18 protein-coding genes are annotated in these 18,893 nt (G+C 70.9%); 14 read left to right on the top strand and 4 right to left on the bottom strand.

Annotation, left to right across the window (positions count from 1 at the left end; translation table 11 throughout):
- Positions 1-22 precede the first annotated feature (22 nt).
- Entirely contained in the window at positions 23-1,978 is a 1,956-nt protein-coding gene (gene thrS / locus BJ979_RS13725; RefSeq protein WP_179568690.1) for a threonine--tRNA ligase, read from the top strand.
- 47 nt (positions 1,979-2,025) lie between these two features.
- Positions 2,026-2,586: an HIT family protein gene (locus BJ979_RS13720; RefSeq protein ID WP_179570361.1), complete on the top strand. Its 561-nt coding sequence runs from the start codon at positions 2,026-2,028 to the stop codon at positions 2,584-2,586.
- A 51-nt stretch (positions 2,587-2,637) separates the two neighbouring features.
- On the opposite strand, the gene pdxY is transcribed toward BJ979_RS13720, so the two are convergent.
- Positions 2,638-3,489, bottom strand: coding sequence for a pyridoxal kinase PdxY (gene pdxY, locus BJ979_RS13715; protein ID WP_179568689.1), 852 nt, complete (start codon positions 3,487-3,489; stop codon positions 2,638-2,640).
- Between the two features lie 196 nt (positions 3,490-3,685).
- Here pdxY and pdxS point away from each other — a divergent pair, with 196 nt between their 5' ends.
- The 4 genes from pdxS (at position 3,686) to BJ979_RS13695 (ending at position 7,292) form a co-directional block, all read left to right on the top strand.
- Entirely contained in the window at positions 3,686-4,585 is a 900-nt protein-coding gene (pdxS, locus tag BJ979_RS13710; protein ID WP_179568688.1) for a pyridoxal 5'-phosphate synthase lyase subunit PdxS, read from the top strand.
- 47 nt (positions 4,586-4,632) lie between these two features.
- Positions 4,633-5,235 carry a pyridoxal 5'-phosphate synthase glutaminase subunit PdxT gene (gene pdxT, locus BJ979_RS13705; protein ID WP_343046786.1) on the top strand — a complete coding sequence of 201 codons (603 nt, stop codon included), beginning with the start codon at positions 4,633-4,635 and terminating at the stop codon, positions 5,233-5,235.
- A gap of 108 nt (positions 5,236-5,343) precedes the next feature.
- Positions 5,344-6,630, top strand: coding sequence for a sensor histidine kinase (locus BJ979_RS13700; protein WP_179568686.1), 1,287 nt, complete (start codon positions 5,344-5,346; stop codon positions 6,628-6,630).
- A complete protein-coding gene (locus BJ979_RS13695) occupies positions 6,627-7,292 on the top strand; it encodes a response regulator (protein WP_343046708.1) in 666 nt (221 codons plus the stop codon). Before BJ979_RS13700 ends, BJ979_RS13695 begins: the two co-directional genes overlap by 4 nt.
- Positions 7,293-7,331: 39 nt before the next feature.
- Here the strand turns inward: BJ979_RS13695 and BJ979_RS13690 are convergent, their stop codons facing one another.
- Entirely contained in the window at positions 7,332-7,895 is a 564-nt protein-coding gene (locus BJ979_RS13690) for a hypothetical protein (RefSeq protein WP_179568685.1), read from the bottom strand.
- An 84-nt stretch (positions 7,896-7,979) separates the two neighbouring features.
- On the opposite strand from BJ979_RS13690, the gene BJ979_RS13685 reads away from it, so the two are divergent.
- From BJ979_RS13685 to BJ979_RS13650, 8 genes are all read left to right on the top strand, one after another.
- Entirely contained in the window at positions 7,980-8,747 is a 768-nt protein-coding gene (locus BJ979_RS13685) for a YebC/PmpR family DNA-binding transcriptional regulator (RefSeq protein WP_179568683.1), read from the top strand.
- A 146-nt stretch (positions 8,748-8,893) separates the two neighbouring features.
- Entirely contained in the window at positions 8,894-9,523 is a 630-nt protein-coding gene (gene ruvC, locus BJ979_RS13680) for a crossover junction endodeoxyribonuclease RuvC (RefSeq protein ID WP_179568681.1), read from the top strand.
- Positions 9,520-10,128, top strand: coding sequence for a Holliday junction branch migration protein RuvA (gene ruvA, locus BJ979_RS13675; protein ID WP_179568679.1), 609 nt, complete (start codon positions 9,520-9,522; stop codon positions 10,126-10,128). The genes ruvC and ruvA overlap by 4 nt, the downstream gene beginning before the upstream one ends.
- Positions 10,125-11,186 carry a Holliday junction branch migration DNA helicase RuvB gene (gene ruvB / locus BJ979_RS13670; protein WP_179568678.1) on the top strand — a complete coding sequence of 354 codons (1,062 nt, stop codon included), beginning with the start codon at positions 10,125-10,127 and terminating at the stop codon, positions 11,184-11,186. The genes ruvA and ruvB overlap by 4 nt, the downstream gene beginning before the upstream one ends.
- 106 nt (positions 11,187-11,292) lie before the next feature.
- Positions 11,293-11,682 (top strand): preprotein translocase subunit YajC, encoded by a 390-nt coding sequence (gene yajC, locus BJ979_RS13665; protein WP_179568677.1) that lies wholly within the window; start codon positions 11,293-11,295, stop codon positions 11,680-11,682.
- Between the two features lie 98 nt (positions 11,683-11,780).
- Positions 11,781-13,490 (top strand): protein translocase subunit SecD, encoded by a 1,710-nt coding sequence (secD, locus tag BJ979_RS13660; RefSeq protein ID WP_343046707.1) that lies wholly within the window; start codon positions 11,781-11,783, stop codon positions 13,488-13,490.
- Entirely contained in the window at positions 13,490-14,521 is a 1,032-nt protein-coding gene (gene secF, locus BJ979_RS13655; RefSeq protein ID WP_179568675.1) for a protein translocase subunit SecF, read from the top strand. Before secD ends, secF begins: the two co-directional genes overlap by 1 nt.
- A gap of 61 nt (positions 14,522-14,582) precedes the next feature.
- A complete protein-coding gene (locus BJ979_RS13650) occupies positions 14,583-16,838 on the top strand; it encodes a RelA/SpoT family protein (protein ID WP_179568674.1) in 2,256 nt (751 codons plus the stop codon).
- A gap of 38 nt (positions 16,839-16,876) precedes the next feature.
- Here BJ979_RS13650 and BJ979_RS13645 read toward each other — a convergent pair whose 3' ends face one another.
- Positions 16,877-17,515 carry a hypothetical protein gene (locus BJ979_RS13645; RefSeq protein ID WP_179568673.1) on the bottom strand — a complete coding sequence of 213 codons (639 nt, stop codon included), beginning with the start codon at positions 17,513-17,515 and terminating at the stop codon, positions 16,877-16,879.
- Positions 17,516-17,642: 127 nt separating this feature from the next.
- Positions 17,643-18,872, bottom strand: a complete 1,230-nt coding sequence (locus tag BJ979_RS13640) for a DUF349 domain-containing protein (protein WP_343046706.1) — start codon at positions 18,870-18,872, stop codon at positions 17,643-17,645.
- Positions 18,873-18,893 lie beyond the last annotated feature (21 nt).

Here is an 18,893-nt window from a genome sequence, read left to right as displayed (position 1 = left end):
GCTCCGCACTAATCTGAGAAGCGTGACTGAGCAGACCGGATTCGACCTCTTCCCCGACCGCTCCGTCGTCGCCCTGCGCGTCGACGGCGAGCTGAAGGACCTGGCGACGACGGTCACCGAGACTCAGACCGTCGAGCCGGTCACGATCGACTCCCCGGACGGGCTCAACATCCTCCGTCACTCGGCCGCGCACGTGCTCGCGCAGGCCGTGCAGCGCATCAACCCCGAGGCCAAGCTCGGCATCGGCCCGCCCGTCACCGACGGCTTCTACTACGACTTCGACGTCGCCACCCCCTTCACGCCCGAGGACCTCAAGGCGATCGAGAAGGAGATGGACCGCATCATCCGCCAGGGCCAGCGCTTCGTGCGCCGCGTCGTGAGCGATGACGAGGCGCGCCGCGAGCTCGCCGCCGAGCCCTACAAGCTCGAGCTCATAGGCCTCAAGGGCGGCTCGGCCGAGAGCGGCGACAACGAGTCGGTCGAGGTCGGCGCCGGCGAGCTGACGATCTACGAGAACGTCGACGGCAAGACCGGCGAGCGCTACTGGCAGGACCTCTGCCGCGGACCGCACCTGCCGAGCACTCGCCTGATCGGCAACGGTGCGAAGCTCATGCGCGTGGCCGCCGCCTACTGGCGCGGCAGCGAGAAGAACCCGCAGCTGCAGCGCATCTACGGCACCGCCTGGCCGACGAAAGACGAGCTGCGCGCCTACCTGACCCGTCTCGAGGAGGCGGCGAAGCGCGACCACCGCAAGCTCGGCAAGGAACTCGACCTCTTCTCCTTCCCCGACGAGATCGGCTCGGGCCTCGCGGTCTTCCACCCCAAGGGCGGCGTCGTGCGCGCCGAGATCGAGAACTACATGCGCGAGCGCCTCATCGCGCACGGCTACGAGCAGGTCTACTCGCCGCACATCACCAAGGCGAACCTGTTCGAGACCAGCGGCCACCTGCAGTGGTACAAGGACGGGATGTTCCCGGCGATGCACCTCGACGAGGAGACGGATGCCGAAGGGCACGTCACCCGCCAGGGCCAGGACTACTACCTGAAGCCCATGAACTGCCCCATGCACAACCTGATCTTCCGGGCGCGCGGACGCAGCTACCGCGAGCTGCCGCTGCGCCTCGCGGAGTTCGGCACCGTCTACCGCTACGAGAAGAGCGGCCAGCTCTCGGGGCTGACCCGTGTGCGCGGCCTCACGCAGGACGACGCGCACGTCTACGTCACGCCCGACCAGGTCAAGGCCGAGGTCGCCAGCCAGCTCGAGTTCGTGCTCGAGACCCTGCGCGGCTACGGACTCACCGACTTCTACCTCGAGCTCTCGACGAAGGACCCGGAGAAGTACGTCGGCAGCGACGAGGCCTGGGATGAGGCGACCGACACCCTGCGTCAGGTCGCCGAGGAGTCGGGCCTCGAGCTCGTCGCCGACCCCGGTGGCGCGGCCTTCTACGGCCCGAAGATCTCGGTGCAGGCGCGCGACGCGATCGGCCGCACCTGGCAGCTCTCGACCGTGCAGCTCGACTTCAACCAGCCGGAGCGCTTCGAGCTGGAGTACACCGCATCCGACGGCACGAAGCAGCAGCCGGTCATGATCCACCGCGCGCTGCTCGGCTCGATCGAGCGCTTCTTCGCGATCCTGCTCGAGCACTACGCCGGCGCCTTCCCCGCCTGGCTCGCGCCCGTTCAGGTGGTCGGCATCCCGATCGCCGAGGAGTTCAACGACTACCTCGGCGAGATCATCGCCCGTCTGCGGAAGGCCGGCGTGCGCGCCGAGCTCGATGCCAGCGACGACCGGATGCAGAAGAAGATCCGCACGCACACGCAGCAGAAGGTGCCGTTCCAGCTGATCGCGGGCGAGCAGGATCGCGCCGGCGGATCGGTCAGCTTCCGCTTCCGCGACGGCACGCAGGACAACGGCGTGCCGGTCGACGAGGCGGTGCGACGCATCCTCGAGGCCATCGAGACGAAGGCCCAGGTCTGAGCGTGACCGACGGGCCGGACGACGGCGCGGCTGAGCGGGAGGGCGCGGTGCCGACTGACTACGACGGCACCGCCTACCCGCAGGCCGAGTCCGCATCCGACCTCGCCGGCGTTCCCGACGGGCTGTCGCGCTTGTGGACGCCGCACCGCATCGCCTACATCGAGGCCGGCGGTGTGCCGTCGAGCCACGAGTGCCCGTTCTGCGTGGCGCCGACGCTGAGCGACGAGCAGGGACTCATCGTGCACCGCGGCGAGCACGCCTTCGTGCTGATGAACCTGTTCCCCTACAACAGCGGCCACCTGCTCATCTGCCCCTACCGCCACGTCGCGGGCTACGACGAGACGACGGAGGCGGAGTCGGCGGAGATGACCCATCTCACCCAGACGGCGATGCGCGTGCTGCGGGCGACGAGCGGCCCGGCCGGCTTCAACATCGGCATGAACCAGGGCGCCGTGGCCGGAGCCGGCGTCGCCGCGCACCTGCACCAGCACGTCGTGCCGCGCTGGGCGTCGGATGCGAACTTCTTCCCGATCATCGCCCAGACGAAGGCGATCCCGAAGCTGCTCGGCGACGCCCGCCGCGAGCTCGCCGAGGCCTGGCCGGTCTGATCGCGATCAGCGGATGCCGCGCATCCGCCGACCGCCGCCGGGGGAGAGAGCTCAGCGCACCTGCGTCACGGTGAACTGGCGGCGCGGGTTCGCGTAGAACTCCTGCGACTCGACGAGCAGCAGCTCGCGGGCGCCCGCCTCGTGGGTCGTGCGGAGCAGGTCGAAGACGCTCGACACGGCCGTCTCCAGCGCCTCGGCGGCCGAGCCGGTGCGGCGGTGGTGCGCCGTGAACAGGGCTGCCGTGACATCCCCCGAGCCGTTCGCCTTGAACGGCAGGTGCGGGGTCTGCACCAGCCAGGCGCCTTGGTCGTCGACGGCGAGCATCTCGATCGTGCCCTCGGGCCGGTCGGGGCGCTCGACGCTCGTGACGAGCACCGTCGTCGGTCCCATCGCGCGCGCGAGGTCGGCGGAGGCGAGGGTCGACTCGAGCGTGTCGGGCTCGGTCTCGGTGAGGAAGCCGAGCTCGAACTGGTTCGGCGTGATCACGTCGGCGACCGGCACGACGCGCTCACGCAGCAGCACCGGGATCGCGGGGGCGACGAAGCATCCCGACTTGGCGTTGCCCATGACCGGGTCGCAGGCGTAGATCGCGTTCGGGTTCGCCGCCTTGACGCGAGTGACGGCGTCGATGATGACCTCGCCGATGCCCTCGCCGCCCTGGTAGCCCGACAGCACGACGTCGATCTCGCCGAAGACGCCGCGCTCCTCGATGCCGGTGATGACCTCGCGCACGTCGTCGGGCGAGATCAGCGGGCCGCGCCAGGCGCCGTATCCCGTGTGGTTGGAGAAGTTGACCGTGTAGACCGGCAGCACCTCGACGCCGATGCGCTGCAGCGGGAACACGGCCGCCGAGTTGCCGACATGGCCGTAGGCGACCGCGGACTGGATGGACAGCACCTTCATGCCGCCGATCCTGCCACCGCACGCGACGCGGTGCGGCGCGAAGCCCGTGCTGGGCGGCCGTCGAGGGCACAGCCGGTCCACTCGATCGCGATCGGCCTGATCGGCGGTCCGCTTCGCGGACCGTGGCCCGAACGCCGGTCCAGTCGATCGTCGTCGGCCCGCGCGCACCGCGCAACACCGGATCTACGGTCCCCTCGTGACTGATGACACCACACCCCAGACCGGCGGCCTCCGCGTCAAGCGCGGCCTGGCCGAGATGCTGAAGGGCGGCGTCATCATGGACGTCGTCACCGCCGAGCAGGCCCGCATCGCAGAAGACGCCGGCGCCGTCGCCGTGATGGCGCTCGAGCGCGTGCCCGCCGACATCCGCGCCCAGGGCGGCGTCGCCCGCATGAGCGACCCCGACCTGATCGACCAGATCATCGCGACCGTGAGCATCCCGGTCATGGCGAAGGCCCGCATCGGCCACCAGGTCGAGGCGCAGGTGCTGCAGGCGCTCGGCGTCGATTACATCGACGAGTCGGAGGTGCTGAGCCCCGCCGACTACGTCAACCACATCGACAAGCAGCTCTTCACGACCCCGTTCGTGTGCGGCGCGACCAACCTGGGCGAGGCGCTGCGCCGCATCACCGAGGGCGCTGCGATGATCCGCTCGAAGGGCGAGGCGGGCACGGGGGATGTATCGGAGGCGACCAAGCACATCCGCACGATCACGAGCGAGATCCGCGCGCTGGGGTCGAAGAGCCGCGACGAGCTGTACGTCGCCGCGAAGGAGCTGCAGGCGCCCTACGACCTCGTCGTCGAGATCGCCGAGACCGGCAAGCTGCCCGTCGTGCTGTTCACGGCCGGCGGCGTCGCGACGCCCGCGGACGCGGCGTTCATGATGCAGCTCGGCGCCGACGGCGTCTTCGTCGGCTCGGGCATCTTCAAGTCGGGCGACCCGGCGGCGCGCGCGGCCGCGATCGTCAAGGCGACCGCGTTCTCCGACGACCCGGCTGTGATCGCCGAGGCCTCGCGCGGACTCGGCGAGGCGATGGTCGGCATCAACGTCGCCGATCTGCCCGCACCGCACCGCCTGGCCGAGCGCGGCTGGTGAGCGCTCACGACCTCGGCGCCGCGCCGGTCGACGCGCCGGCGGGCGGAGTGCCGGTCGGCGCCGGTCTGCGCGTCGGCGTGCTCGCCCTGCAGGGCGACGTGCGCGAGCACGCGGCCGTGCTGACCGCGCTCGGCGCCGAGGTCGTGCTCGTGCGCCGAGCGAGCGAGCTGGATGCGGTGAGCGGGCTCGTGCTGCCCGGCGGCGAATCGAGCGTGATGGACAAGCTCACGCGACGCTTCGGCCTGCGTGAGCCGCTGCGTGAGCGCATCGCCGCCGGGATGCCCGTCTACGGCACCTGCGCCGGACTCATCCTGCTCGCCGACCGCCTGCTCGACGGCATCGCCGGCCAGCAGACGCTCGGCGGACTCGACGCGACCGTGCGGCGCAACGCCTTCGGCGCGCAGAACGAGTCCTTCGAGACGCGGCTCGCGGTGCCGGTGCTCGGCGCCGAGCCGGTCGCCGCGACGTTCATCCGGGCGCCCGAGGTCGTCGAGGTCGGCGCCGGGGTCGAAGTGCTGGCGCGCCTCGCCGACGGACGCATCGTCGCCGTCGAGCAGGGCCCGCTGCTCGGCACCGCGTTCCACCCCGAGGTCGACGGCGAGACCCGCTTCCACGCGCGCTTCCTCGAGCGGGTGCGCGCGGCGGCGTGACCCGAGCGTGCCCTGCCCGAGCCGAGTGGATGCGCGCCCTCCGACTTTCGGAGGATTTCCGCGCCACGCGGCTCCCACCTCGTCGCGAGCCCGCCTAGCGTGAGCGGCATGTACATCAGCGTTTCCCGCTTGAAGGCCTGGGCGGTGCCCATCGCCGCCGCCGCGATCTTCCTGGGTGGCGCGTTCACCCTGTCGACCTACGGGAACTTCGGATTCGCTGTCTTCCTGCTGCTCATACTGTGCGTGGCCGCAGGGCTGAGCTGGTCGCGTCCGATCGCATCTCTCGTGGCGATCGTGCCGTCAGTCACGATCGGGACGGTTGCCGAATCGGTGATCGTCGCGTGGCGGATCAACATCGGCTGGTTCTCGGCGGTTCTCGCAGTCGCCCTGTGTGTCGGGGTGGTGGCGGCGCGACACCGCTCCCTGCGCTGGATCGCACTGGCGATCACGCCCGGTGCCGGTATCGCATCGGCGGCATGGTGGAACGGGCGCACGCTCTTCGACAACCTGGCGATCTTCGTGTTCTGCACGGCGATCGCGGCTGCGGCCTGGGGAGTCGGGGTAGCGATCCGCGAGAACTCGGCCCGGATCGCCGCCTTCACGCAGGCAGCGCGCCTCGAGACCCGACTCGAGACGACCGAGTCGAGCCTCAGCCTCGCCGACGAGCGCAACCGCCTCGCGCAGGAGATGCACGACGTGGTCGCGCACTCGCTCGCCGTGATCGTGGCGCAGGCCGACGGCGCCCGCTATCTCAAGGACGCCCGGCCGCAGGCGATGGCCGACGCCCTCGAGGCGATCTCCGGCTCTGCGCGGTCGGCGCTGCTCGACGTGCAGGGCATGATCGACGGGATGCTCGACGGCACCGAGGCGCCGCAGCCGACGCTCGAGCAGCTCCCCGACCTGGTCGAGGGCTCGCGCGGAGCCGGCCTCGACGTGACGCAGGTCACGGCTGGCGAGCCCGCCGCGCTCGGCCTCGCCCAGCAGGCCGCGGCCTACCGCATCGTGCAGGAGGGGCTGACGAACGCCCTGCGGCATCGCGGGCGCGGCAGCGCCGTGTCGCTGGTCTTCGACTGGCGCGGGCCGGGGCTCTCGATCCAGCTGGTCTCGAGCGGAGAGGGCGAGCAGTCGGCGCTCGAGACGCGGGGGAGCGGACGCGGTGTCACCGGCATGCAGGAGCGCGCGCGCCTCGCCGGCGGCTGGCTCGCCGACGGCGCCGACGAGAGCGGCGACCACCGCCTGACCGCCTTCATCCCGTACCGCGAGCTGGACGCCGAGGAGCACCTGGCGGCGGCGACCGGCCCGCTCCCTGCCGCGGCCGCATCGTCGGCGGCTCCGTCGTCGCCCGCGCCCGCTGGCGCCGCCCCGCGTCCGGCCGCACCCGGAGCGCTCGCGTGAGCGCACGCATCCGTGTGCTCGTCGCCGACGACCAGCGGCTGTTCCGCGACGGCATCGCGATGCTGCTCGAGTCGCAGGCCGACCTCGAGCTCGTGGGCAGCGCGGCGACGGGCGTCGAGGCGGTCGACCTCGCGGCCGCGACCCGCCCCGATGTCATGCTCATGGACATCCGCATGCCCGTGCTCGACGGACTCAGCGCGACCGAGCGGCTGCTGACCGCGCCGGTCCCGCTCGGCGGGGCTGCTCCCCGCGTGCTCGTCGTCACCACCTTCCGCCGCGACGAGGCCGTGGCGCGGGCGATCCGCGCGGGCGCGAGCGGCTTCGTCACAAAGGATGCGCAGCCGGAGTTCCTGCTCGCCGCGATCCGCACCGTGCACGCCGGGCAGGCCGTGATCGCCCCGGCGGCGACCTTCGACCTTCTCGCGCGTTTCTCGCAGCCCGTGCGCGAGGCGCGGCCGGATCTGATCGAGGTGCTCTCGCCGCGCGAGAAGGAGATCTTCCTGCTGGCCGCGAAGGGGCTCAGCAACGCCGAGATCGCCGCGGACGCCTTCGTCGAGGAGACCACGGTGAAGACGCACGTCGGCAGCATCCTCGCCAAGCTCGGCCTGCGCTCGCGCGTGCAGGTCGTCGCCTTCGCCTGGGAGAACGGGCTCGTCGGCTGAGCCGAGCGGTCGACGGGCTCGTCGGCTGAGCCGCGCCGCTCAGCCCTTCTTCGCGGGCGGGGTCCAGCGCCAGTGCTCGAGCAGGGTCAGTTCGCGCACCCCGCCCTTCTCGCCGAGCAGGATCTGGCAGGCGGCGACCTCGTCGCCCTTCGCGAGCGCCGTCGCCTCGTCGGCGCCGAACGCCGGGCACGAGCGCAGCGAGCCGAAGACGCTCAGCGGCGCGAGGGTCGCGCCCGTCGCATCCGATCCCGACCACGCGTCGTAGAACGGAGTCTGGAAGTCGTCGCTGTAGTCGCCGTCGGCGAGCTTCGCGCGGTACTGCACGAAGTAGGGCGTGAGCGTGCGCTCCTCGTCGTCGAGGTCGACGCCGTCGAGGGCGCCGGCGGGAGCGGCATCCACTCCCGTCACCGTCACGGTGACCGTCGCGTCGGTCTTCGTGCGCGCGTCGGCGACGTGCACCGGCTGCGCACGACCGAAGGCGACCGCGGCGGGATCGCTCGAGCAGCCCGACAGCACAGCGGCGATGCCGGCGATCACGACGGCGGCGACCGCGCGACGGATGCCGGGAGCCGCGTGCGGACGACGGACTCGAGAGGCGCTCACCCGGCCAGCCTAGGTCGCCCCGACGGCCGCACCACCGCACGGTCGCTAGGATGACGGGGTTCAGACCATCGACGAAGGAGCACCGTGAGCGGGCATTCCAAGTGGGCGACGACCAAGCACAAGAAGGCGGTCATCGACCAGCGCCGCGCGAAGTCGTTCGCCAAGCTCATCAAGAACATCGAGGTGGCCGCCAAGATCGGCGGCGCCGACCTCTCCGGCAATCCGACGCTCGTCGACGCCGTGCAGAAGGCCAAGAAGACCTCGGTTCCCAATGACAACATCGACCGCGCCATCAAGCGCGGTGCGGGTCTCACCGGCGAGACGATCGACTACACGACGATCATGTACGAGGGCTACGGAGCCAACGGCGTCGCGTTCTACGTCGAGTGCCTCACCGACAACAAGAACCGCGCCGCCGCCGAGGTGCGCACCGCGTTCTCGCGCAACGGCGGCACTCTCGCCGACCCGGGCAGCGTCGCCTACAACTTCAGCCGCAAGGGCGTCATCTCGGTCACGAAGACCGACGGCGTGACCGAGGATGCGATCCTCGAGGCCGTGCTCGAGGCCGGGGCCGAGGAGGTCGTCGACCAGGGCGGCGGCTTCGAGATCCTGACCGACCCCTCCGACCTCGTCGCCGCGCGCACAGCGCTGCAGGGCGCGGGCATCGACTACGACTCGGCCGACGCCGAGTTCGTGCCGAACCTGCAGGTCGAGGCCGACGCCGACACGGCGCGCAAGGTCTTCCGCCTGATCGACGCGCTCGAGGACAGCGACGACGTGCAGAACGTGTACACCAACATCCAGGTGAACGCCGACGTGCAGGCCGAGCTCGACGCCGACTCGGACGACTGACGACCGACGCGGGTCACACGCGAGGGGCGCTGCCGGCCGGCAGCGCCCCTCGCGTCGTCTCCGGGGTTCGTGGCGGGCATCGTCGCGTGCGCGCCGCGCGGTGAGTCTCGAACATCTGTACGACCGGATGCCGTAGCGTCGCCGTCATGCGCGTGCTCGGAATCGACCCCGGTCTGACCCGCTGCGGCGTCGGCATCGTCGACGTCGCGCCCGACCGTCGCGCGACCCTCGTGCACGTCGGCGTCATCCGCACGAGCCCCGACACCCGGCTCGAGCAGCGCATCCATGCGATCATGCTCGGAGTCCGGGCCGCGCTCGACGAGCACCGGCCGGATGCGGTCGCGCTCGAGCGGGTCTTCGCGCAGCACAACCTCAGCACCGTGATGGGCGTCGCGCAGGCCAGCGGCGTCGTGCTCGCCCTCGCCGCCGAGCGCGAGCTGCGCGTCGGCCTGCACACGCCGAGCGAGGTGAAGGCCGCCGTCACCGGCTACGGCGCCGCCGAGAAGGCCCAGGTCGGCACGATGGTCGCGCGGGTGCTGCGCCTCGACGAGATCCCCAAACCCGCGGATGCCGCCGACGCACTGGCGCTCGCGCTCTGCCACGCGTGGAGCGGGCAGGCCGGGATGCCGGCCGCCGGCTCCGCATCCGCCCTCGGCTCCGCATCCGGCTCGTCCGACGGGCTCACCCCGGCCCAGCGCGCCTGGCGCGATGCCGAGAAGCGCACCGCGCGCACCGAACCCCGATTCGCCGCCCCGACCCGAAAGGCCACCCGATGATCGCCTCCGTGCGCGGACCCGTGCTCAGCGCCGCCGGAACCCTCGTCGTCGTCGAGGTCGGCGGTGTCGGCATGGCCGTCCAGGTCACGCCCCAGCACGCGCTGAGCCTGCGCCTCGGCCAGGAGGCGCTGCTGCACACGGCGCTGATCGTGCGTGACGACGACCTCAGCCTGTTCGGCTTCGCCACGCGCGAGGAGCTCACGGTCTTCGACCTGCTGCGCGGCGTCACCGGCGTCGGCCCGAAGTCGGCGCTCGGCGTGCTCGCCGCGCTCAGCCCCGACGAGATCGCCCGCGCGATCGGCGCCGAGGACGACGCCGCGTTCCGCAAGGTCTCGGGCATCGGGCCGAAGACGGCCAAGCTCATCACGGTCAGCCTCGCCGGCAAGCTCGTGCCGGTCGCCCCGGCCGCCGCCGGGGGAGCGACCACGGCCGCTCCGCGCGGCACCGCCGACAGCGTGCTCGCCGCACTCGTCGGCCTGGGCTGGGCCGAGAAGAACGCGGCCCAGGCGGTCGACGAGGTGCTCGCCGAGGTGGATGACGCCACCCGCGGCTCCGTTCCGACCGTGCTGCGCCTCGCCCTCTCGCGCCTGGGGCCGCAGCGATGAGCGGCGGCGACCTGGAGCGCGACCTCGACCTCGGCGACGACCCGGTCGTGCGTCCCCAGCCGGAGTCCGAGGCCGAGCTCGCCTTCGAGGGCGCACTGCGTCCGCGCTCGCTCGCCGAGTTCGTCGGCCAGTCGAAGGTGCGCGGCCAGCTCGAGCTGCTGCTGCGCGCGGCGACGATGCAGCAGCGCACGCCCGACCACATCCTGTTGGCCGGTCCGCCCGGGCTCGGCAAGACGACGCTCGCGATGATCGTCGCCCACGAGGGCGACCGGCCGCTGCGCATGTCGAGCGGACCCGCGATCCAGCACGCCGGCGACCTGGCCGCGCTGCTGTCGAGCCTCACGCCCGGCGAGGTGCTCTTCATCGACGAGATCCACCGCATGGCGCGCAGCGCCGAGGAGATGCTCTACCTCGCGATGGAGGACTTCCGCATCGACATCATGGTCGGCAAGGGCGCCGGCGCGACGAGCATCCCGCTCGACCTCGCGCCGTTCACCCTCGTCGGCGCGACGACGCGCTCCGGTCTGCTGCCGAACCCGCTGCGCGATCGCTTCGGCTTCACCGCCCACCTCGAGTTCTACGACGACGGCGAGCTCGAGGAGGTGCTGCGTCGTGCCGCCGGCAAGCTCGGCCTCGACATCCCCGCGCCCGCCCTGGCCGAGATCGCGAGTCGCAGCCGCGGCACCCCGCGCATCGCCAACCGGCTGCTGCGCCGGGTGCGCGACTACGCGCTCGTGCACCGCACCGAGCCCGACGTCGCCGTCGTCGGCGCCGCCCTCGAGCTCTACGACGTGGATGCGCACGGCCTCGACCGCCTCGACCGCGCCGTGCTCGACGCGATCGTGAGCCGCTTCGACGGCGGCCCGGTCGGGCTCACCACCCTCGCCGCCGCCGTGGGGGAGGAGGCGGACACGATCGAGTCGGTCGTCGAGCCCTTCCTGGTGCGCATCGGCATGGTCACCCGCACGCCGCGCGGTCGCGTCGCGACCCGCACGGCCTGGCAGCACCTCGGCGTCGCGCGTCCCTCCACAGGGGCGCTGTTCGACGATGACGTATGATCTGACCGAATCGCCCGGGCCGCTCGGCTAGGGCGCCGGCCGCCGAACAGCGGCACCTCGTGATCGGCGAGCTCCGCCGAGACCCCCGGAAGGCCCCCTCACCACCATGGACCAGACTCTTCTCTACGTCGCCCTCGGCGCCGTCCTCGTCGTCTTCATCTTCCTCAGCTGGCGCAACAGCAAGAAGCGCCAGAAGGAGCAGACCGAGCTCAAGGAGAAGATGGTGCCCGGCGTCGAGATCATGACCTCGACCGGCATCTACGGCACCCTCCTCTCCGTCGACGACGACAAGAACGAGGCCGTCATCGAGACCGCGCCGGGCCAGACCCTGCGCGTCCACAAGCAGACCCTGCTCAAGGTCGTCGAGCCCGAGACCGCCGACACGGTGGTCGAGGAGAACGCCGGCCCGAGCCTCAACGAGTCCAGCGTCGAGCCGATCAGCGAGAAGGCCGAGTTCGGCGAGCGCACCGCGTCGGACAAGAAGGACTCGGAGTAACCACTAACCTGGTGAACCGTCGCCCGGGATGAGCCGGGCGGCGTGGATGGGGTCGGGGGCTGTCACGCCGTCGGCTCCGGATGGAGAGCGAACCCTTCGTGGCGACCAGAACCACCCCCACGCGCAAGGCGTGGAGAGCCCTGACCTGGCTGATCCTCATCCTCGTCGTCCTCGCCGGTCTTCAGACCGCGGGGATGATCTGGGGCAAGTGGGGCACGACGCCGAAGCTGGCGATCGACCTCGACGGCGGCACGGAGATCATCCTCGCGCCGGTCGTGCCGGGCGGTAAGCAGGCGAGCGCCGAGCAGCTGCAGCAGGCGGTGTCGATCATCCGCCAGCGCGTCGACGCGACGGGATCCTCCGAGGCGGAGATCTCGACGCTGGGCAACCAGAACATCGTCGTCTCGATCCCGGGCACCCCCGACCAGGCGACGCTGCAGCGCATCCAGTCGTCGTCGAAGCTCGAGTTCCGTCCCGTGCTGCTGACCGGCGCGCCGACCGCGGCCGCGTCGACCGACCCCTCGGCCGCGCCGAGCGACGACCCGAGCCTGTCGTCGACGCCGAGCGTCAAGCCCTCCAACGCGAGCGACACCAACTGGGTCACGCCCGCGCTGCAGAAGCAGTACGACGACTTCCAGTGCGCCGACGTCGAGAAGTCGGGCGCGAACGTCGCCGACCCGAAGAAGCCGCTCGTCACCTGCGACGACACCGGAACGAAGAAGTACATCCTCGGCCCGGTCGAGGTCGACGGCGCCGACATCACGGATGCGAGCGCCGGCACGGTCTCCGGTTCGCAGGGCGTCAGCACCAACACCTGGGCCGTGAGCCTGCGCCTCAACAGCGCCGGCGGCGAGGCCATCAAGAAGATGGGCACGCGCCTCATCGCGCTCGACAGCCCGCGCAACCAGTTCGGCGCCGTGCTCGACGGCCTCGTCATCACCGACCCGGCCGTGCAGGGTGTGACCGACCAGCCGCAGATCACCGGCAACTTCACCCAGGAGAGCGCTCAGGCCCTCGCCGACCAGCTCAAGTACGGCGCACTGCCCGTGAGCTTCCAGGTGCAGAGCCGCGACACCGTCTCGGCCACGCTCGGAACGAGCCAGCTGCAGAGCGGCCTCATCGCCGGTCTGATCGGTCTGATCCTGGTCGTCATCTACTCGCTGTTCCAGTACCGCCTGCTCGGCTTCGTGACGATCGCCTCGCTCGTCGTGACGGCGGCGATCACCTACGGGGTCATCCAGGTCGCGTCGTGGCACTCGGGCTACCGACTGTCGCTCGCCGGCGTCGCGGGCTTGATCATCTCGATCGGTCTGACAGCGGACTCGTTCATCGTCTACTTCGAACGCATCCGCGATGAGCTGCGCGACGGCAGGGGCCTCGTCGGGGCCGTCGAAGCCGGCTGGGGTCGAGCTCTGCGCACGATCGTCGCCGCGAAGGGCGTCAACCTGCTCTCGGCCGTCGTGCTCTACATCCTCGCCGTCGGCAACGTGCGCGGCTTCGCGCTCACCCTCGGCATCACGACGATCATCGACGTGCTGGTCGTGCTGCTCTTCACCCACCCGGTGCTGCAGCTGCTCGCCAAGACGCGCTTCTTCTCCAGCGGCCACCCGCTCTCGGGTCTCGACCCGACCGCGCTCGGCGCCGTGTACCGCGGTCGCGCCCAGTTCCGCGTCTCGACGGAGGCCCGCAAGGGCGGCGCGAGCCGTGAGGCGCAACGGCGGCAGACGATCGCCGAACGCAAGGCGGCCGAGCTCGCGGATGCGAAGTCCGGCTCCTCCGACCGTGCCGAGAAGGGCAAGGACTCCTGATGGCCAGCATGCAGAAGTTCGGAAACGACCTCTACACCGGCGCCCGCTCCGTCCCCTTCGTCGGGAGGCGCCGCCTCTGGTTCACGATCGCCATCGCCCTGATGGTCATCGCGATCCTCGTGCCCTTCATCCGCGGCGGCGGCAACTTCGGCGCGGGGTTCAACTTCGGCATCGAGTTCCGCGGCGGATCGCAGTTCCTCGTGAACGACATCCCGAACCCGGGCAGCTCGACCGCGCTGCAGAAGCGCGGCGAGGACACGGTCACCGAGGTCGTGCCGAACGCGGTGCCGCGCTCGTCGACCCTCGGCGACAACGGCCTGCGCGTGCAGACCACGCAGCTGAAGGACGAGCAGACGCAGGAGGTGCGCTCGGCCCTCGCGAAGGAGTTCGACGTCGCCGAGAGCGATGTCACGGCCTCGTTCATCGGCGCCACCTGGGGCGCGGATGTCACGGGCAACGCCCTGCGCGGCCTCGGCGTCTTCCTGCTGCTCGCCGCCGTCGTGATGGCGCTGTACTTCCGCACCTGGAAGATGTCGGCCGCCGCCATGCTGGCGCTGCTGCACGACCTCGTGATCACGATCGGCGTCTACGCGGCGACCGGCTTCGAGATCACGCCGGCCGCGATCATCGGCTTCCTCACGATCCTCGGCTTCTCGCTCTACGACACCGTCGTCGTCTTCGACAAGGTGCGCGAGAACACGACCGAGTGGAGTCCCGACTCGACGCGCACCTTCAGCGAGACGATCAACCTCGCCGCGAACCAGACGCTCGTCCGCTCGATCAACACCGGTGTCGTCGCCGCCCTCCCGGTGGCCGCGATCCTGTTCATCGGCGCGTTCGTGCTCGGCGCCGACACGCTGCGTGACATCTCGCTCGCGCTGCTCGTCGGAACGATCATCGGCACCTACTCGACGCCGTTCATCGCGACGCCGCTGTACGCGCTGTTCCGCCAGGGCGAGCCCGCGCTCGTGAAGGCCGACAAGCGCATCCTGCAGCAGCGCGAGCGCTCGACCGACGTCGTCCCAGCCTGATCGGCGACCATCCAGTGAGGCGGTTCATGCGCGCGTATCATCCTCGGATGGAGGCGCGCGCATGACCGAGACCCAGCCTGCGCCGTCGAGCACGGCGACACTGCGGACGATCCTGCCGCGCCTGTTCTCGCGGGCGCAGCCGGCCGGTGCGGTCGACCGTCTGCTCAAGACGGTGCGTCAGCATCACCCGAAGGCGGATCTCGGCTTCATCGACCGCGCCTACGTCACGGCGCGCAAGGCGCACAACGGCCAGATCCGGCGCTCGGGCGAGCCGTACATCACGCATCCGGTGGCGGTCGCGCAGATCCTCGCCGACCTCGGCATCGGCACGAAGACGATCGCCGCGGCGCTGCTGCACGACACCGTCGAAGACACCGACTACACCCTCGACGAGCTGCGCGCCGACTTCGGCGACGAGGTGGCGATGCTCGTCGACGGCGTCACGAAGCTCGACAAGCTGAAGTACGGCGACAGCGCCCAGGCCGAGACGGTGCGCAAGATGGTCGTGGCGATGTCGAAAGACATCCGCGTGCTGATCATCAAGCTCGCCGACCGCCTGCACAACGCGCGCACCTGGGGCTTCGTGCCCGCGGAGTCGGCGCGGCGCAAGGCGCAGGAGACCATCGAGATCTACGCGCCGCTCGCGCATCGACTCGGCATCCAGACGATCAAGTGGGAGCTCGAGGACCTCAGCTTCGCGGTGCTCTACCCGAAGCTGTATGTCGAGATCGAGAGCCTGGTGCGCGACCGCACGCCCGAGCGCGAGGAGTTCGTGCAGCAGGTCATCGACTCGGTCGCCGACGATCTCAAGTCGCAGAAGATCAAGGGGCAGGTCGTCGGCCGCCCGAAGCAGTACTACTCGATCTACCAGAAGATGGTCGTGCGCGGCCGCGAGTTCGACGAGATCTACGACCTCGTCGGCATCCGCGTGCTCGTCAACAACATCCGCGACTGCTACGCCGTGCTCGGTGCGATCCACGCCCGCTGGAATCCGATCCCGGGGCGCTTCAAGGACTACATCGCGACGCCGAAGTTCAATCTGTACCAGTCGCTGCACACGACCGTGGTCGGGCCGAAGGGCCGCGCGGTCGAGATCCAGATCCGCACGCAGGAGATGCACCAGCGCGCCGAGTTCGGCGTCGCGGCGCACTGGGCCTATAAGGAGCGGATGGCCGGTCGCACCGCCGACGTGAAGCAGGCCGGCACCGAGATGGCCTGGCTCGCGCACATCAGCGACTGGGAGGCCGAGACCGCCGATCCCGGCGAGTTCCTCGACAACCTGCGCTTCGAGATCGGGGCGAAGGAGGTCTACGTCTTCACGCCGCAGGGCAAGGTCATCGGCCTGCCCGCCGGCGCGACGCCGGTCGACTTCGCCTACGCCGTGCACACCGAGGTCGGCCATCGCACGATGGGCGCGAAGGTCAACGGCCGACTGGTGCCGCTGGAGTCGACGCTCAACTCGGGCGACTCGGTCGAGGTGTTCACCTCGAAGAACCCCGACGCGGCGCCGAGCAAGGACTGGCTCAACTTCGTCAAGAGCCCCCGTGCGCGCAACAAGATCCGCGGCTGGTTCACGAAGGAGCGCCGCGAGGAGGCCATCGAGCAGGGTCGCGACGCGATCGCCCGCGCGATGCGCAAGCAGAACCTGCCGCTGCAGAAGCTGATGAGCCAGGACTCGGTCGGCGAGGTGGCGCACAGCCTGCGCTACGAGGGCGTGGATGCGCTCTACGCCGCCGTCGGCGAGGGCCATGTCTCGACGCAGTCGGTGATCGAGAAGGTCGTCGCGCTCGTGCAGGGCGACGGCGAGGTCGAGGAGCACGAGGTCTCGGTGCCGAGCCGGGCCCGCGGCCGTCAGCTGCGCACGAGCGACTCCGGCGTGCTCGTCCGCGGCGCGCCCGACATCCTGGTCAAGCTCGCGAAGTGCTGCACCCCGGTTCCGGGCGACGTGATCGTCGGATTCGTCACCCGCGGCGCCGGCGTCAGCGTGCACCGCGACGACTGCCCGAACGTGAAGACGCTCACGGCGGAGCCCGATCGGATGATCGACGTCGAGTGGGCGCCGACCTCGCGCAGCCTGTTCCTCGTGCACATCCAGGTCGAGGCGCTCGACCGCTCCGGCCTGCTGTCGGATGTCACGCGCGTGCTCTCGGAACACCACGTCAACATCCTCTCGGCTTCGGTGTCGACCTCGAGCGACCGCCTCGCGATCAGCCGCTTCGTCTTCGAGATGGGCGACACGGTGCACCTCGACCGGCTGCTCAACGCGGTGCGCCGCATCGACGCCGTCTACGACGTCTACCGCGTCAACAGCGGCTGAGAGCACGTCGCCGGAACGACGCACGTGTGGCGCCACGGTCACCACGTCTCGCCGTCCGTGAGCGTCGACTCGTGCTCGATCCTGCGCAGCCGCGCGGTCGCGAGGCGACGGCCGGGCAGCCCGCGCCCGTGCGCGAGTCGGGTGAGCGCCGCCTCGATGCCGACATCGGCACGACGCAGCAGCGCGTGGAGCGCCGCGTCTCCGTGCTCGAGGTCGCGAGGATCGCGGGCGATGTCGACCAGGGTGCGCAGCGGTGACGTGACCGCGAGGCCGTCGAGGCGGAGCAGCTCGTCGTCGCGCAGAGTCAGCTCGCGCACCTCGACACCGGCTCCGGACCCCTCGGCTCGGCTGCCGAGCGTGCAGCACAGCCGCAGCACACGGGGTGCGAACGGCAGCGCGCCCCAGACCCACGCGGCCGTCAGTCCCTCGGCGGCGAGGCGACGCGACCGGGGCTGCAGCACCGAGTGCAGCCGCTCGGCCGGTCCGACGAGCACGTCGCTCGGGCAGTAGCCGTCGCCCAGGGCGAAGAGCTCGCCGTCGAGCCCGGCGGCCCGCAGCTCCGCCTCAGGCAGATCGAGGACGTCGGCGATGCCGGCCGACGCGCTGGCGCCGCCGCCGCTCGGACCGCTCGCGACGATCGCCGCTGAGGCTGGGAACAGGACGCGGGGGAGAGGCATGTCCCGATCCTCGTCGCGCGCACCCATACGGACGCAGCACAGCCCCGATCTGTGGACAGACCGGGGCTGTGGAGAGCGGCGGTGCGCACCTCACGGCGGCACGCACCTCACGGCGGCACCGACGCGATCAGTTCTTGACGGCTCCGAGCAGAGCGCGACGCGAGGCGAGCTCCTCCTCGAGGGAGGCCTGCTTCTTCGCGTCACCGCGCTTCTTGGCGTCGGCGATGTCGCTCTCGAGCTTGTCGATCGCGGCGCCGAGCAGAGCGGCGAAGCCCTCCGAGCGCGCCTGCTTCTCGGGGTCGCTGCGGTTCCAGTGGTCCTCGTCGAGCTTGCGCACGTGGGTCTCGACCTTGCGCAGGCGGTCTTCGACGGTGCGGATGCTGTCGCGCGGCACCTTGCCGATGACGTCCCAGCGGCGCTGGACGCCGAGCAGGAGCTCCTTGGCCTTGACGCGGTCGTCGACCTCGAGGATCTTCTCGGCCTCGGTCAGCAGCTCGAGCTTGAGGTCGAGGTTGCCGCGGAACTCCTCGTCCTCGACGGCGTCGATCTCGGCCTTGGCCTGATAGAGCACGTCGCCGGCGGCCTTGAAGCGCGCCCAGAGCGCGTCGTCGGCCTTCTTGCCCGCGCGGCCCGCGCGCTTCCAGTCGTCGAGCAGGTTGCGATAGTCGGGGATGCCGGCGGCGCCGCGCGAGGCGAGCGACTCCGCCTTCTCGACGAGCGACTGCTTGCGCGTGCGGGCGTCCTTGTGGGCGCTGTCCAGCTCGGCGAAGAACGCCTTGCGATGCGTCTCGATCGTGCTGCGGGCGGCGCGGAAGCGCTTCCACAGCTCGTTGCTCTCGCCCTTGGGCAGACGCGGGCCGTCCTGCTGGTGGCGCTGCCACTGCTGGAAGAGACCGTCGAGCTCGGCGCTCGCCTGCTTCCACTGCACCCGCGCCGGGTCCTGCGCGGCGAGCTTCTCGGCGGCGGCGACGATGGCCTCACGCTCGACGAGCCCCTGCTGCACGGCCTCGCGCGCCTCTTCGCTCTGCTTCTCGGTCAGCTCGCCGACGGTGCCGCCGAGCTTCTCGACGCGAGCCCGCAGCGACGCGAGATCGCCGACGGCGTTCGGCTCGGCGACGGACTCGCCGAGGTGCTTGAGGGCCTTGGCGACGTCGCCGGCGGGAGCGCCCTTGAGGATGCGCTGCTCGAGCAGCGTCACCTGGCCCTCGAGCTCGACGAACTTGCGGGTGAAGTAGGCGAGCGCCTCCTCCGGCGTCGCGTCGGGGTACTGGCCGACGGCCCGTTCGGCGTCGCCCTCCCGCACGTACACGGTGCCGTCGTCGTCGACACGTCCCCAGGGCGTGCTCTGGTCGCTCACGTTCGATCCCACTTCGTCGTC

Source organism: Schumannella luteola (assembly GCF_013408685.1).
GTDB lineage: Bacteria > Actinomycetota > Actinomycetes > Actinomycetales > Microbacteriaceae > Schumannella > Schumannella luteola.
This window is presented reverse-complemented; position numbering and strand designations above follow the sequence as displayed.

Excerpts from the sequence above, each read along its gene's own strand:
- pdxY (WP_179568689.1), bottom strand. The coding sequence starts at position 3,489 with ATGAAGGTGCTGTCCATCCAGTCCGCGGTCGCCTACGGCCATGTCGGC.
- BJ979_RS13700 (WP_179568686.1), top strand. The coding sequence starts at position 5,344 with ATGTACATCAGCGTTTCCCGCTTGAAGGCCTGGGCGGTGCCCATCGCC.
- ruvC (WP_179568681.1), top strand. The coding sequence starts at position 8,894 with ATGCGCGTGCTCGGAATCGACCCCGGTCTGACCCGCTGCGGCGTCGGC.
- ruvA (WP_179568679.1), top strand. The coding sequence starts at position 9,520 with ATGATCGCCTCCGTGCGCGGACCCGTGCTCAGCGCCGCCGGAACCCTC.
- ruvB (WP_179568678.1), top strand. The coding sequence starts at position 10,125 with ATGAGCGGCGGCGACCTGGAGCGCGACCTCGACCTCGGCGACGACCCG.
- yajC (WP_179568677.1), top strand. The coding sequence starts at position 11,293 with ATGGACCAGACTCTTCTCTACGTCGCCCTCGGCGCCGTCCTCGTCGTC.
- secF (WP_179568675.1), top strand. The coding sequence starts at position 13,490 with ATGGCCAGCATGCAGAAGTTCGGAAACGACCTCTACACCGGCGCCCGC.
- BJ979_RS13650 (WP_179568674.1), top strand. The coding sequence starts at position 14,583 with ATGACCGAGACCCAGCCTGCGCCGTCGAGCACGGCGACACTGCGGACG.
- BJ979_RS13645 (WP_179568673.1), bottom strand. The coding sequence starts at position 17,515 with ATGCCTCTCCCCCGCGTCCTGTTCCCAGCCTCAGCGGCGATCGTCGCG.